Here is a 13,753-nt window from a genome sequence, read left to right as displayed (position 1 = left end):
GCAGCGACTCCTTGTCGGAACTGTCCGGATGGATTGCTTGACGTCAAGATACCCGACGGAGGGGCATCTCTAGCCTCGCACCCGTCGACATGGGAGGCTAGGCCCCATGACTGGGGGAAACGCGCCCGAGACGGCGCCCATGCAGGACACTCCGACGACCGCACAGAAGCTGAGCGCCGAGGTGCTGGGGACCTTCGTCCTCGTGCTCTTCGGCTGCGGAACGGCGGCGATGAGCGGCGACTTCGTGGCGACGGGCCTGGCCTTCGGCCTCGCCGTCCTGGTCATGGCCGCCGCCTTCGGCCGGATCTCCGGCGGCCACTTCAACCCCGCGGTCACCCTGGGCGCCGCCCTGGGCGGCCGCCTCGCGTGGCGCCTCACCCCGGCCTACATGGCGGCCCAGCTGCTCGGGGCCATCCTCGCGGGCGCCTGCCTCTTCGGCCTGATGCACGGCTTCGAGGCCTTCTCGACCGGCGACTCGCTGGGCCAGAACGTCTTCGGCGCCGAGAGCCGGGGCAACTACGCCTGGTGGGCCGCCCTCCTCCTCGAGCTGCTGATGACGATGATCTTCGTCTTCGTGGTCCTGGGGGTCACCGACGCCCGCAACTCCACGCTCGCCGCCCTGGCGCCGATCGCCATCGGCCTGGCGCTGGCCGCCATCCACTTCGCCTCCATGACGGCCACCGGCACCTCGGTCAACCCGGCCCGGTCCATCGGCGTCGCGCTCTTCACCGACACCGACGCGATGGCCCAGCTGTGGGTCTTCGTGCTCGCGCCGCTGCTCGGCGCCGCGCTCGCCGGTGCCACCTACCCGCTGCTCTTCGGCCAGGGCGCCCCCCCGGTCCCCGGCTCCGGGCTCACCTTCTCCTCCGGCCCCAAGGCGCCGCAGGGTCAGCAGCCTCCCGGCTACGGCCAGCCGGCCCCCGGCGCGCCCTGGGCGGGCGTCGCCGGTCAGCCGCACCCCGGCCAGCCGCAGCCCCAGCCCGGTCAGCCCGGCCAGTCCGGCCAGTGGGGCACGCCGCCGCAGGGCCCGTCGGCACAGGGCGGCCAGTGGGGCGCGGCCCAGGACCCCCAGTGGGGGCAGGCCGCTCCCACCCAGACCCGCCAGCCCTACCCCGAGCAGGGCTACCCGCCGGCTCCCCCGCAGGGCGGCGGCCAGTGGGGCACGCCCGCGCCGCAGCAGGGCTGGGGCGCGCCGCCCCCGCCGGACGAGGAAGACGGGCGCACCCAGATCCGACCCGGCGGCTGATCCCTCAGTCGCCCGGGCGGTACTCCACCAGCTCGGTGCGGTCGGTGCCGTCGCTGCGGACCCGCAGGACCTGACCGACGTCCTCGGCGTGGTAGACGGCCCACTCGGTCTCGTCCGCGGAGGTCACCGTGGTCTCCAGCAGGTCGGTGAAGCGCCCCGCCGGCACCGTGGCCGAGCTCTCCCGCTCCCCCACCACGACCACCTCCTGGGGTTCGCCGTCCAGCGCCCATCGGGCGAAGCCGTCGCCCCGGCGCGGCCGGGCCGGCATCGCCAGGCCGGCCTGCGCGCCGTCGGTGCCCGCCTCCCACTCGCCTCGCACCCCCAGGGCCCAGACGTTGCCCCGGCGGTCCTGGGCGTACCAGGCGATCTCGTCGCTCGCGCCCTCGCGCTCGGTGAGCACCTCGGTCGCGGTCACTCCCGCCACGGTCCGCGACCCGGGCAGCACCCGCGTCGTCTCGGTGACGACGCGCCCCGCCGTCCGGACCTCGCGCACCCAGACCGCGCCGGGCCGCAGCGGCAACCACGCGTTGTCGATCCCGTCCACGAAGTCCGTCGGGTCGGGAGCCGGGGTCGGGACCACCAGCTCGTCCACCCCCGAGGGCGGGCTCAGCGGTGGGGCGGCACCGCAGCCGACGGTCAGGGACGCCAGCAGCACCGCGCCGGCCGCCCGCGCTCTCAGTCGCCGGCCCCCTCCCGTCAGCGCCTGGTCAGGTGTCGGGGAGCCGCTCATGGGGAGCCATGATGCCAGCGTGCGACCCCGCGCCGACGCGGCGCGTGGTCGCGACTAGAGTCGAGACGCTCATCCTTTTCGTCGAGTCACCACTCCAGGAGTCCTCGTGTCAACCAGCGCCCCGCTCAAGGTGGCCGTGACCGGTGCCGCCGGTCAGATCGGCTACAGCCTCCTCTTCCGTCTCGCCAGCGGCTCCCTGCTCGGCGCCGACCGCCCGATCCAGCTGCAGCTCCTCGAGATCGAGCCCGCGCTCAAGGCTCTCGAGGGCGTCGTCATGGAGCTCGACGACTGCGCCTTCCCGACCCTGGCCGGCGTCGAGATCGGTGCCGACCCCGAGAAGATCTTCGACGGCGTCAACCTCGCCCTGCTCGTCGGTGCCCGTCCCCGCGGCCCCGGCATGGAGCGCGGCGACCTGCTGTCGGCCAACGGCGCGATCTTCACCGCCCAGGGCAAGGCGCTCAACAAGGTCGCGGCGGACGACGTGCGCATCGGCGTCACCGGCAACCCCGCCAACACCAACGCCCTGATCGCCGCGACCAACGCTCCCGACATCCCCACCGAGCGCTTCTCGGCCCTCACCCGTCTGGACCACAACCGCGCCATCTCCCAGCTCGCGGCCCGGACCGGCGCGAAGGTCACCGACATCAAGAAGATGACCATCTGGGGCAACCACTCGGCCACCCAGTACCCGGACCTCTTCAACGCCGAGGTCAACGGCCAGAACGCCGCCGCCGCGGTGGACGACCAGGAGTGGCTGGAGAACACCTTCATCCCCACCGTCGCCAAGCGTGGCGCGGCGATCATCGAGGCCCGGGGCTCGTCCTCGGCCGCCTCCGCCGCGTCGGCGACCATCGACGCCGCCCGTGACTGGCTGCTCGGCAGCCCGGAGGGCGACTGGGTCTCCATGGCCGTCGCCTCCGACGGGTCCTACGGCGTGCCCGAGGGCCTCATCTCCTCGTTCCCGGTCACCACCAAGGGCGGCAGCTGGGAGATCGTCCAGGGCCTCGAGGTCAACGACTTCTCGCGCGCCCGCATCGACGCCTCGGTCGCCGAGCTCGAGGACGAGCGCAAGGCGGTCACGGAGCTCGGTCTCATCTGACCCGCGTGCCACCTCCGACGGCGTCGACCCACCCGGGTCGGCGCCGTCGGCGTCTCAGGCGGGCTGGTCGGGGATGGAGCTGGCGAGCACCACGAAGGCGACCCCCACCGCCGTGAGCAGCCCCGCGTCCACCGCCTTGCTGCGCACCGCGAGCATCCCGGCGTCACGGCTCCCCAGCGCCAGCCGGACGGCGGCGGCCACGATGAGGACTCCCCCGAAGAGGCGGATCCCCATCCGCCAGGACCCGAGGACCACGACCACCAGGGCCGCGGCCGCGAGGACGAGGAAGAGCAGGTAGAACGCGCCCCCGATGGTGGACGGGTAGGTCCGCTCCTCGACCTGCCCCGCGTCGGGCTCGCGGACCTCACCGTCGACCAGCGCCTCCGCCGAGACCGGTGGGACGTCCTCGGGCGGCTTGATCTCGCCGTCGCTCACGCGGGGCGCTCCGCCGCCTGCTGCTCGGCGAGGGTGACGATGTTGGAGAGCAGCATGGCCCGGGTCATCGGGCCCACTCCCCCGGGGTTCGGCGAGACCCACCCCGCCACCTCCCAGACCTCGGGGGCCACGTCGCCGGCGAGCCGGCCGTCGACCCGCGAGACCCCGACGTCCAGCACCGCGGCGCCGGGCTTGACCATGTCGGCGGTGATGATCCCCGGGACGCCCGCCGCCGCCACCACGATGTCGGCCTGTCGCACGTGGGCGGCCAGGTCGACGGTGCCCGTGTGGCAGAGGGTGACGGTGGCGTTCTCGGACCGGCGGGTGAGCAGCAGGCCCAGTGGCCGGCCCACGGTCACGCCGCGGCCGACGATGACGACCTCCGCGCCCGCGAGGGGCACGTCGTGGCGCCGCAGCAGCTCCACGATCCCGAACGGGGTGCAGGGCAGCGGCGCCTCGTGGCCCAGGACGAGCCACCCCAGGTTGGTGGGGTGGAGGCCGTCGGCGTCCTTGGCGGGATCGATCATGCCCAGCACGCGGTTCTCGTCGCGCCCGCGCGGGAGTGGCAGCTGCACGATGTAGCCGGTGCAGGCCGGGTCGGCGTTGAGGCCCCGCACGGCCTCCTCGATCTCCTCCTGGGAGGCGGAGTCGGGCAGGTCGACCCGGATCGACTCGATCCCGACCTCGGCGCAGTCCTTGTGCTTGCCGTTGACGTACCACCTCGACCCGGGGTCGTCCCCCACGAGCACGGTGCCCAGGCCCGGGTGGATGCCGCGCTCCCTGAGCGCGGCCACCCGCACCGTGAGCTCCTGCTTGATCGCCGCTGCGGTCGCCGTGCCGTCGAGCCTGAGTGCAGTCACGTGGGTGAGTCTAGGAGTCGCCGGCACCCTCGCCCTCCCCCGGTCAGTGGAAGAAGTGCCGGGTGCCGGTGAAGTACGTCGTCACCCCGGCGGCCGCGAGCGCCGCCACGACCTCCGGGTCGCGCACCGAGCCGCCGGGCGCGACGATCGCCCGCACCCCCGCCTCGACCAGGATCTGCGGACCGTCGGCGAACGGGAAGAACGCGTCCGAGGCCGCCACCGAGCCCGCCGCCCGGTCGCCGGCGCGCTCGACGGCGAGCCGGCAGGAGTCGACGCGGTTGACCTGGCCCATCCCCACGCCGACCGAGGCGCGGTCGGCGGCGAGCAGGATCGCGTTGGACTTCACCGAGCGGCACGCCCGCCAGGCGAACGCCAGGTCGGCGAGCACCTCGGCGCTCGCGGGCTCCCCGGCGACCAGCCGCCAGTCGGAGGGGTCGTCGCCGCCGCCCTCGACCACGGCGTCGACGACGTCGCGGTGCTGGAGCAGCAGCCCCCCGGAGATCGGCCGCATCTCGACGCCCGCGCCGCCGGGCGGGTCGCACTGCAGGAGGCGGATGTTCTTCTTCGCGCTGAGCAGCTCCACCGCGCCGTCCTCGTAGCCGGGGGCCACCACGACCTCGGTGAAGACCTCGCTGACCTGACGCGCCATCTCGACCGAGACCGGCACGTTGGTGGCGATCACCCCGCCGAACGCGGAGACCGGGTCGCAGGCGTGGGCCTTGCGGTGCGCGGAGGCCACGTCGTCGGCGACCGCCAGGCCGCAGGGGTTGGCGTGCTTGATGATGGCCACGGCCGGCTGGACGAAGTCGTAGGCGGCCCGGCGCGCGGCGTCCGCGTCGACGAAGTTGTTGTACGACATCTCCTTGCCGTGCAGCTGCCGGGCCTGGGCCAGCCCGGGCTCGGCGGCCTGGGCGTCGACGTAGAGCGCGGCCGCCTGGTGCGGGTTCTCGCCGTAGCGCAGCACGGCCTGCTTCTGCCAGGTCGCCCCGGTCCACGCGGGGAAGCCGGTGCCGTCGCTGGTGTCGGTCAGCACGTTGCCCATCCAGGACGCCACCGCGACGTCGTACGACGCGGTGTGCACGAACGCCTCGGCGGCCAGCCGCTTGCGCTGCTCGAGGGTGAAGCCGCCCTCGGCGGCCGCCGTGAGCACCTCCTGGTAGCGCTCCGGGGAGGTGACGATGGCCACCGAGGGGTGGTTCTTGGCCGCCGCGCGGACCATCGAGGGCCCGCCGATGTCGATCTGCTCCACGCAGTCGTCGGGGTCGGCGCCGGAGGCGACCGTCTGGGAGAACGGGTAGAGGTTGCAGACGACCAGGTCGAAGGGCTCGACGCCCAGCTCCTCGAGCTGGGCGACGTGGCTCTCCAGCCGGCGGTCCGCGAGGATCCCGGCGTGCACCCGCGGGTGGAGGGTCTTCACCCGCCCGTCCAGGCACTCGGGGAATCCGGTGAGCTCCTCGACCCGGGTGACCGGGAGGCCGAGCCCCTCGATCAGCGCGGCCGACCCACCGGTCGAGACCAGGGCGACGCCGGCGTCGTGGAGGCCCCGGACCAGGTCCTCCAGACCGGTCTTGTCGTAGACGGAGACGAGCGCTCGGCGGAGCTGGATGCGGTCGGACACGGTGACACTCCTCGACAGGGGACGGACATGCGCCGAGGGCACCCAGGCGTTCGATGCCACTCGACGTCACTCCCTGGTGGTGTCCCACCTGCGCCAGTCGTGTGGGACCAGCCTACGACGCGCGCGCACCGAAGCGCACCTTGCGTCCCTCCACGGTCAGCCCCTCGCGGGCGATCCGGCCGACCGCCTCCACCAGCATCGCGCGCTCCGCGGTCTTGATCCGGTCGTGGAGCGACTCGGCGTCGTCGCCGTCCTCGACCGGGACCGTCGACTGGGCGATGATCGGGCCGGTGTCGACCCCGCCGTCGACCACGAAGAGCGTGCAGCCGGTGACCTTGACGCCGTACTCGAGCGCGTCGGCCGGGCCCCGGACGCCGGGGAACGACGGGGAGAGCGCGGGATGGGTGTTGACCACCCGTCCGGGGAACCGGGCCAGGAACTCCTCGCTCAGCAGCTTCATGAAGCCGGCCAGCACGACCAGGTCGGGCTCGAAGCCGGCCACGGCCCGGGCCATGGCGTGGTCCCAGTTGTCCCGGGTGTCGAACTGCCCCAGCTGCTTGACGAAGGTCGGGACACCGTGACGCTCGGCGCGGGCGAGCCCCTCGACGTCGGGACGGTCGGACCCGACGCCCACGACCCGGGCGCCGTAGGAGGGGGACGCACACGCGTCGAGCAGCGCCTGGAGGTTGGTCCCCGCGCCGGAGATGAGGACGACGAGTCGTGCGGGGGCGGTGGGTCTGGACACCCGGGGAGTCTAGTGACCCGGCTCAGCCTCGTCGGCACCGTCCACCGGCACCGAGGTGTGACGCTGCCACCAGGTGATCGCGAGGCCGCCGAGCAGGCCACCCACGCCCATCGCGGTGACGAGGTGGACCAGCACGTCGGAGGTGAGCGGCCCCACGAACCTCATCCGGCCGGGTCCGGCCGCGCCGCCGGCCAGGGCGGTGAGGGCGGTGACCACCACGCCGGCGACGAGACCCCCGCCGCAGCCCCGCAGCGCACCGTGGTCCCAGCGCAGGGTGGGGCGCCGGCGCTGGACCCGCACCGCCGCGACCGCCGCGACGGTGGCCGGCACCAGCATGATCCCGGCCGCCCACGGCACCGGGCTGCCCTCGTCGGGCAGGGCCGCCAGCAGGGGGAGGAAGGGCAGGGGGCCGAGCGCGACGGCCGCCGGCGAGACCAGGGTGCCACCGCCCACCGCGAACCCGGGGCCGGCGAGGAACGCGCTCGCGCAGAGGACGGCGTTGGGCGCCAGGGCGAGGGAGACCAGGACGAGCAGGGCCGTCTCGCCCGGGGACGTGCGCAGCCGCTCCACCATGTTGGCGGCCTCACCGAGGTCGAGCAGCAGCGCGGCGCCCAGCAGGAGCCCGGCGACCAGGAGGTGCACCAGCACCGCCGACCTGGCCGTGCTGAGCGTGTGGCGCAGCACCGGGGAGAGCGCCGACCCCCACACGGCGGCCCGTCCGGAGCCGGCGGCCACCGCCGGGGCGGCGACCAGCAGGGTGAGCCCGGCGATCCACAGCAGGACGGGGCCGTGCGCGGAGGGGAACTCCTCCCCGAGCAGCCCCTGCAGTGCCAGGGCGACCGCGGCGTACCCCGAGCCGAAGCCGGCCGCCGCGACCGGGACGGTCCAGTCGCGCTGCCCGTCGTCGATCCCGTGGGCGTCGGGGCCGTGGCCCCAGAGCCGCTCGCCCAGCCGGTGGCCGGTGCGCCAGGTGCTCCAGGCCGCCAGCAGCGTCAGGCCCAGCGGGACCAGGGTCACCGGCGCGCCGCGGACCACCACGCCGGAGCCGTGGGCGACCAGCCACCCTCCCACTCCGGCCGCCAGGGCGGCCCTCGGCTCCCCGTGCGCGCCCAGGTCGCTCAGGAACCAGCCCATCAGGGCCAGCACGACGCAGACGAGCAGGAGGATCCCGGCAGCCAGCACCCCGGCGGCCACCGAGAGCACCAGGACCGGTCGGCGCCGGGGCCCGGGCGGCGGCTCCTCGGAGGTCGCCTGGGTCCCGGGCGCGGCGGAGGACAGCAGCGAGGTCATGGCGCTGCCATCATCACCCCGCCGACGGGCCGCTGGGCGCAGGCACGCCGTCCCCGGTGCCGGGACGGCGAATGCCGCAGTCCGCTGCGGGCCCTTCACCCCTCACGTACCTTGGAAGCGCTATGACGCACGCCAACGACTTCGACGATCTCTACAAGGACGTGCGGGATCGCCTCCTTGCCGAGGCCTACGCCCTGACGGGCGACCAGCACGTGTCCCGCACGGCTGTCCGCGACGCCTTCGCGGTCGCCTGGCACCACTGGCACAAGGTCCGCACCCTCCCCGACAAGGAGGCGTGGCTGCGGCCGCTGGTCTGGAGCCGGGCCCGGCACCGGCACACCGCACGTCCCTGGCACAAGGAGAAGGACGTCCCGGCCGAGGTGGCGGCCACGCTGGACGCCCTCACCACCCTGTCCACCCCTCAGCGCAAGGCCCTCGTGCTGGCCCACCTGCCGGCCCTGCCGATGCCCGAGATCGCCCGCGAGATCGGCGTTCCCCAGACCAGCGCGAGCACGCTCCTGGCCGAGGGCTCCACCGCCTTCGCCGAGGCCCGGCAGTGCCCCGAGTCCGAGATCGGTGCCCGTCTGCAGGAGCTCGGGACGGTCACGGCCGGCGGGCGCTGGCCGCGCAGCACCGTGATGCGGCGCGCCGGGACGGCCCGGCGCCGTACCCACACCCTGGTCGGGGTCGCCGCCACCGTGGTGGCGGTGGTCGCCAGCGGCATCGTCGTCGCCCAGGGCGAGACGGTCGACGCGAGCCTGGGCGACCAGGGCTTCGAGCGCCGCGCCACGCAGGTCGAGGCCGAGGAGGTCGTGCCGACGCTGACCGAGGAGGTGCTCCTCAGGCCCTCCCAGACCCGACGCATCGACCGGGGACTGAAGTGGACCGAGACGGCGACCCACGACAACCGCGAGGGTGACGGCCTGGTGCTGCCGTGCCAGGCGGCCAGGTACGCCGACCCCGAAGGCCTCGGGACCCTGGTGCGCTCCTTCGAGGGCAGCACCCAGCCCCGGGCCGAGGGGGGCAAGAACCGCAAGAAGCCGAAGAAGCGCGCGAAGCCGCAGGTCAAGGCGACCGCCACCGAGGTGGTGGAGCTCTCGGCCTCCCCGGAGGCCGCGGCCGCCGCCTTCCGCACCGTCCAGGACTGGATGGGCGGGTGCGCAGCCCCGCGGACCCAGCTGCTGGCCGTCCACGACCTGCGCGGCGTCGGCGACGAGGCCCGTCTCTACACGATGCGCAGCTGGTCGGGCCCGACCCGCACCCTGCAGGTCGGTGTCGCCCGCTCGGGACAGCTGCTCACCACCATCTCGACCCGGGTCGAGGGACTCCGTCCCGCCACCCGGCCGGCCGCGGAGATGCTCGCGGCCGCCGTCAACGGGGCGTGCGGCCTGCCCGGCACCGGCTCCTGCGCCACCCCTCCGCGGGCCCGCAGCACCAAGGTCCCGGTCTCCGCCGAGGCGCCCGGGATGCTCACCGAGTCCGACCTCCCGCCGGTCTCCGGCGCCGTCGGCCCCTGGGTCGGCACCACGCCGAAGCCGGCCCAGAGCAACTCGGCCTCCACCCGCTGCGACCGCGCCAACTTCCAGGCCAAGGGGCTGCGGCAGAGCCAGACCCGCACCTTCCTCTTCCCGCAGGGCAGGCGGACGGACGAGTTCGGGCTCACCGAGTCGGCGGCGATCGCCCGCACCCCCAAGGTGGGGCGCGCGTTCGTCGAGCAGGTCCGCAGCCGCTTGGGCCAGTGCGCGCAGGAGGGGTTCGGCACCGAGGTCTCCCGCCTCTTCCACCGCTCAGGCAAGAAGGTCGACCTGACCGTCTGGCGCCTGGAGCTGGCCATCTCCGACGCGGAGTCGGTCGAGTTCCTGATGTCGGTGATGCGGCACGGCGACAAGGTGGCCCAGGTGGGCTTCACGCCGGCTCGCGACCGCACCATGGGCCGCGACGACTTCGTCTGGCTCTCGCGGCGTGCGCTGGAGCGCCTGCCGCGATTCCAGCCGGCGCAGTAACGCCGAACGCCCCGGCCACCGCGCGGCGGTGGTCGGGGCGTTCGTCGTACGTCGTGCGGTCCTCAGAGGTCCTCAGCGGTCCTCAGAGGTTTTCCAGGATCTCCCGCATCAGCGCGGCGGTCTCCGACGGGGTCTTGCCGACCTTGACGCCGGCGGCCTCCAGGGCCTCCTTCTTGGCCTGCGCGGTGCCCGAGGAGCCGGAGACGATGGCGCCGGCGTGGCCCATGGTCTTGCCTTCCGGGGCGGTGAAGCCGGCCACGTAGCCGACGACCGGCTTCGTGACGTGCTCCTTGATGTAGGCGGCCGCCCGCTCCTCGGCGTCGCCGCCGATCTCGCCGATCATCACGATCGCCTTGGTCTCCGGGTCGTTCTCGAAGGCCTCGAGGGCGTCGATGTGGGTGGTGCCGATGATCGGGTCGCCGCCGATGCCGATGGCGGTGGTGAAGCCGTAGTCCTTGAGCTCGAACATCATCTGGTAGGTCAGGGTGCCGGACTTCGAGACCAGCCCGACCGGACCCTTGCCCGCGATGGTGTGCGGGGTGATGCCGGCCAGGGACTCCTCCGGCGTGATGATGCCGGGGCAGTTGGGGCCGATCATCCGGGTGGACTTGCCGTCCAGGTAGGCGAAGACCTCGGCGGTGTCCTGGACCGGGACGCCCTCGGTGATGACGACCAGCAGGCCGATGCCGGCGTCGATCGCCTCGATGCAGGCGTCCTTGGTGAAGGCCGGGGGGACGAAGACGACCGAGACGTCGGCGCCGGTCTCCTTCATGGCCTCGGCGACGCTGCCGAAGACCGGCAGCTCCTTGCCGCCCAGCTCGACCGAGGTCCCGGCCTTGCGGGCGTTGACGCCACCGACGATGTTGGACCCGGCCTCGACCATGAGGGTGGTGTGCTTGGAGCCCATCCCGCCCGTCATGCCCTGGACGATGATCTTGGAGTCCTTGTTCAGGTAGATAGACATGTGTTCGTGCTCCGTCTCAGGCGCTGTGCTTGTCGGTGTTGGCCAGCTCGGCGGCCTTGTCGGCCGCGCCGTCCATGGTGTCGACGAGGGTCACCAGCGGGTGGTTCGCCTCGTCGAGGATGCGGCGCCCCTCCTCGACGTTGTTGCCGTCGAGGCGGACGACCAGCGGCTTGCTGGCCTCGTCGCCGAGGATGTCCAGCGCGCCGACGATGCCGTTGGCGACCTCGTCGCACGCGGTGATGCCACCGAAGACGTTGACGAAGACGCTCTTGACCTGGGGGTCGTTGAGGATCACGTCGAGGCCGTCCGCCATCACCTGGGCGTTCGCGCCGCCGCCGATGTCGAGGAAGTTGGCGGGGGTCACGTTGCCGTGCGCCTCACCCGCGTAGGCCACCACGTCGAGGGTCGACATGACCAGACCCGCGCCGTTCCCGATGATGCCGACCTGGCCGTCGAGCTTCACGTAGTTGAGGCCCTTGTCCTTGGCCTTCGCCTCGAGCGGGTCCTCCTCGTCGCGGATCACGAAGGTGGCGTGGTCCTCGTGGCGGAACTCGGCGTTCTCGTCGAGCGAGACCTTGCCGTCGAGCGCCTCGAGCTTGTCTCCCTCGAGACGCGCCAGCGGGTTGACCTCGACGAGCGTCGCGTCCTCCTCGGTGTAGACCTTCCACAGCGCCTGGACCATCTCGATCGCCTGGTCGCGCAGCTCGGCGGGGAACTTCGCCTCGTCCACGATCGCGGCGGCCTTCTCCGGGGTCACACCCTCGAGGGCGTCGATCCGGATCTGCCGCACGGCCTCGGGGTTGGTCTTGGCGACCTCCTCGATCTCCACACCGCCCTCGACCGAGGCGATGCACAGGTGCGAGCGGTTGGCGCGGTCGAGCAGGAAGGAGAAGTAGTACTCCTCCACCGGCGGGGTCGCGGGGGTCACCAGGACCCGGTTGACCCGGAGGCCCTTGATCTCCATGCCGAGGATGTTGGCGGCGTGCTGCTGCGCCTCGTCCGGCGTCTTGGCCAGCTTGACCCCACCGGCCTTGCCGCGCCCGCCGGCCTTGACCTGGGCCTTGATGACGGTGACCCCGCCCATCTCCTCCGCAGCGGCCCTGGCCTCCTCGGCCGTCTCCACGACGACGCCGAGGGTCGTGGTGACACCGTGCTTGGCGAAGAGCTCTTTCGCCTGGTACTCCATCAGGTCTGACATCCACCCAGTCCTTTTTTTCTCATTGACAGTCCGGGGATTCCTTTGGGCACCCTAGACCCGGTCCCCGCCGCCTCCCGAGTCCGGGTCGGGCGTTGGACGCACAGTGACTACCCGGCGACCACCAGGCGACCACCAGGCGACCACCCGGCCGCCACCCGACCCGTCAGTAGCGTGGGCGCATGGCGGCAGTGATCTGGTTCCGGCGTGACCTCCGCACCCGGGACCACCCGGCGTTCCTGGCCGCCTGTGCGGCCGGCCCCGCGGTCCCCGTCTTCGTCGTCGATCCCCGGCTGTGGTCGCGAGCCTCGCCCCTGCGCCGCTCCTGGCTGGCCCGCAGCCTCCGGGCGCTCGACGAGCGGCTCGGCGGGGGCCTGGCGATCCGGCTCGGCGACCCCGCGGTGGTGCTGCCACGCCTGGTGGCGGAGGTCGACGCGAGCTCGGTGCACGTGTCCGCCGAGACGACGCCTCACGGGGCCCGTCGCGACCTCGAGGTGGAGCAGGCCCTCACCGCCCGGGGCGCCGCGACGTGGCGGCCCGCGGGTTCGCCGTACGTGGTGGGGCCGGGGCGGATCCGCAACCAGGCCGGGAGCCCCTACCAGGTCTTCACGCCCTGGGCCCGGGCCTGGCGGGAGGCCCCGTGGGCCGACCCCGCCCCCGCCCCCCGCTCCCCGGAGCTGCTGCCCGCCGCCTCCGACCCCGAGGCGTTGCGCCTGCTGCGCGAGGCCGACGCCGCGGCTCCCGACCGGCTGCCCGCCGCCGGCGAGGAGGCGGCCTGGCGCCGGTGGCGCATGTTCCGCGACGACCTGCTCGATCACTACGACGGCGACCGGGACCGCCCCGACCGCGATGCCACCTCACGCCTCTCGCCGTGGCTGAGCGTCGGCGCCCTCCATCCGCGCTCCCTCCTCGGCGACCTCGCCGGCCGCGGCGGTCCGGGGGTCGACCGCTTCGTCACCGAGCTGGGGTGGCGGGAGTTCTACGCCGACGTCCTGCACCACCGGCCCGACTCGGCGTGGTCGGACCTGCGCCCGGCCCTGCGGGACCTGCGCTACTCCCACGAGGAGGACGCGGTGCAGGCGTGGCGCACCGGCACCACGGGCTACCCCTTCGTCGACGCGGGGATGCGGCAGCTGCTCGGCGAGGGGTGGATGCACAACCGGCTGCGGATGGTGACCGCCAGCTTCCTGACCAAGGACCTGCACGTGTGGTGGCCGCTGGGCGCCCGGTTCTTCCTCGACCACCTCCTCGACGCCGACCTGGCCTCGAACAACCACGGGTGGCAGTGGGTCGCGGGGACGGGCACCGACGCCTCTCCCTACTTCCGGGTGTTCAACCCCGTCCAGCAGGGACTCCGCTTCGACCCGGGCGGCGACTACGTGCGGCGCTGGGTGCCGGAGCTGGCCCACCTGCCCGGCGCGGCCGCCCACGAGCCATGGCGGCACGAGACCGGCTACGAGCGCGGCTATCCCCTCAGGATCGTCGACCATGCCGCGGAGCGGGAAGAGGCCCTGCGCCGCTTCGGGGCGACCCGGTGAGGGGCCCTGCCACGGTGTGATGATGCCCAC

At 73.5% G+C, this 13,753-nt stretch carries 12 protein-coding genes and 1 riboswitch; of the genes, 4 read left to right on the top strand and 8 right to left on the bottom strand.

The window, feature by feature from the left end; genetic code table 11:
- The first annotated feature begins 139 nt into the window (after positions 1-139).
- Complete coding sequence (locus AC3X7R_RS06785; protein ID WP_489964811.1) at positions 140-1,246, top strand: aquaporin; 1,107 nt, start codon at positions 140-142, stop codon at positions 1,244-1,246.
- A 4-nt stretch (positions 1,247-1,250) separates the two neighbouring features.
- Here AC3X7R_RS06785 and AC3X7R_RS06780 read toward each other — a convergent pair whose 3' ends face one another.
- Complete coding sequence (locus AC3X7R_RS06780) at positions 1,251-1,976, bottom strand: hypothetical protein (RefSeq protein ID WP_489964810.1); 726 nt, start codon at positions 1,974-1,976, stop codon at positions 1,251-1,253.
- A 106-nt stretch (positions 1,977-2,082) separates the two neighbouring features.
- Here AC3X7R_RS06780 and AC3X7R_RS06775 point away from each other — a divergent pair, with 106 nt between their 5' ends.
- A complete protein-coding gene (locus AC3X7R_RS06775) occupies positions 2,083-3,075 on the top strand; it encodes a malate dehydrogenase (protein WP_489964809.1) in 993 nt (330 codons plus the stop codon).
- Between the two features lie 54 nt (positions 3,076-3,129).
- Here the strand turns inward: AC3X7R_RS06775 and AC3X7R_RS06770 are convergent, their stop codons facing one another.
- From AC3X7R_RS06770 to AC3X7R_RS06750, 5 genes are all read right to left on the bottom strand, one after another.
- A complete protein-coding gene (locus tag AC3X7R_RS06770) occupies positions 3,130-3,510 on the bottom strand; it encodes a DUF3017 domain-containing protein (protein WP_489964808.1) in 381 nt (126 codons plus the stop codon).
- The gene (locus AC3X7R_RS06765; RefSeq protein ID WP_489964807.1) at positions 3,507-4,370 is read right to left on the bottom strand and encodes a bifunctional methylenetetrahydrofolate dehydrogenase/methenyltetrahydrofolate cyclohydrolase; all 864 of its coding nucleotides are present in this window, start codon (positions 4,368-4,370) and stop codon (positions 3,507-3,509) included. The genes AC3X7R_RS06770 and AC3X7R_RS06765 overlap by 4 nt, the downstream gene beginning before the upstream one ends.
- 43 nt (positions 4,371-4,413) lie before the next feature.
- Positions 4,414-5,988, bottom strand: a complete 1,575-nt coding sequence (gene purH / locus AC3X7R_RS06760; protein WP_489964806.1) for a bifunctional phosphoribosylaminoimidazolecarboxamide formyltransferase/IMP cyclohydrolase — start codon at positions 5,986-5,988, stop codon at positions 4,414-4,416.
- 33 nt (positions 5,989-6,021) lie between these two features.
- Positions 6,022-6,099, bottom strand: a riboswitch (ZMP/ZTP riboswitch).
- 1 nt (position 6,100) lies between these two features.
- A complete protein-coding gene (gene purN / locus AC3X7R_RS06755) occupies positions 6,101-6,733 on the bottom strand; it encodes a phosphoribosylglycinamide formyltransferase (protein WP_489964805.1) in 633 nt (210 codons plus the stop codon).
- 9 nt (positions 6,734-6,742) lie between these two features.
- Positions 6,743-8,023: a cell division protein PerM gene (locus tag AC3X7R_RS06750; RefSeq protein ID WP_489964804.1), complete on the bottom strand. Its 1,281-nt coding sequence runs from the start codon at positions 8,021-8,023 to the stop codon at positions 6,743-6,745.
- A gap of 122 nt (positions 8,024-8,145) precedes the next feature.
- On the opposite strand from AC3X7R_RS06750, the gene AC3X7R_RS06745 reads away from it, so the two are divergent.
- Entirely contained in the window at positions 8,146-10,026 is a 1,881-nt protein-coding gene (locus AC3X7R_RS06745) for a SigE family RNA polymerase sigma factor (RefSeq protein ID WP_489964803.1), read from the top strand.
- Positions 10,027-10,108: 82 nt separating this feature from the next.
- Here the strand turns inward: AC3X7R_RS06745 and sucD are convergent, their stop codons facing one another.
- Positions 10,109-10,990, bottom strand: a complete 882-nt coding sequence (gene sucD, locus AC3X7R_RS06740) for a succinate--CoA ligase subunit alpha (protein WP_489964802.1) — start codon at positions 10,988-10,990, stop codon at positions 10,109-10,111.
- 16 nt (positions 10,991-11,006) lie between these two features.
- Positions 11,007-12,188, bottom strand: coding sequence for an ADP-forming succinate--CoA ligase subunit beta (gene sucC, locus AC3X7R_RS06735; protein WP_489964801.1), 1,182 nt, complete (start codon positions 12,186-12,188; stop codon positions 11,007-11,009).
- 179 nt (positions 12,189-12,367) lie between these two features.
- Between sucC and AC3X7R_RS06730 the strand changes: the two genes are divergently transcribed.
- Positions 12,368-13,723 (top strand): cryptochrome/photolyase family protein, encoded by a 1,356-nt coding sequence (locus AC3X7R_RS06730; protein ID WP_489964800.1) that lies wholly within the window; start codon positions 12,368-12,370, stop codon positions 13,721-13,723.
- The last annotated feature ends 30 nt before the right edge of the window (positions 13,724-13,753 follow it).

It is taken from the genome of Nocardioides sp. Z22_16, from assembly GCF_058134365.1.
This window is presented reverse-complemented; position numbering and strand designations above follow the sequence as displayed.

Coding starts and splice junctions, on each gene's coding strand:
- AC3X7R_RS06785 (WP_489964811.1), top strand. CDS start 140: ATGCAGGACACTCCGACGACCGCACAGAAGCTGAGCGCCGAGGTGCTG.
- AC3X7R_RS06780 (WP_489964810.1), bottom strand. CDS start 1,976: ATGAGCGGCTCCCCGACACCTGACCAGGCGCTGACGGGAGGGGGCCGG.
- AC3X7R_RS06750 (WP_489964804.1), bottom strand. CDS start 8,023: ATGACCTCGCTGCTGTCCTCCGCCGCGCCCGGGACCCAGGCGACCTCC.
- AC3X7R_RS06745 (WP_489964803.1), top strand. CDS start 8,146: ATGACGCACGCCAACGACTTCGACGATCTCTACAAGGACGTGCGGGAT.
- sucD (WP_489964802.1), bottom strand. CDS start 10,990: ATGTCTATCTACCTGAACAAGGACTCCAAGATCATCGTCCAGGGCATG.
- sucC (WP_489964801.1), bottom strand. CDS start 12,188: ATGTCAGACCTGATGGAGTACCAGGCGAAAGAGCTCTTCGCCAAGCAC.
- AC3X7R_RS06730 (WP_489964800.1), top strand. CDS start 12,368: ATGGCGGCAGTGATCTGGTTCCGGCGTGACCTCCGCACCCGGGACCAC.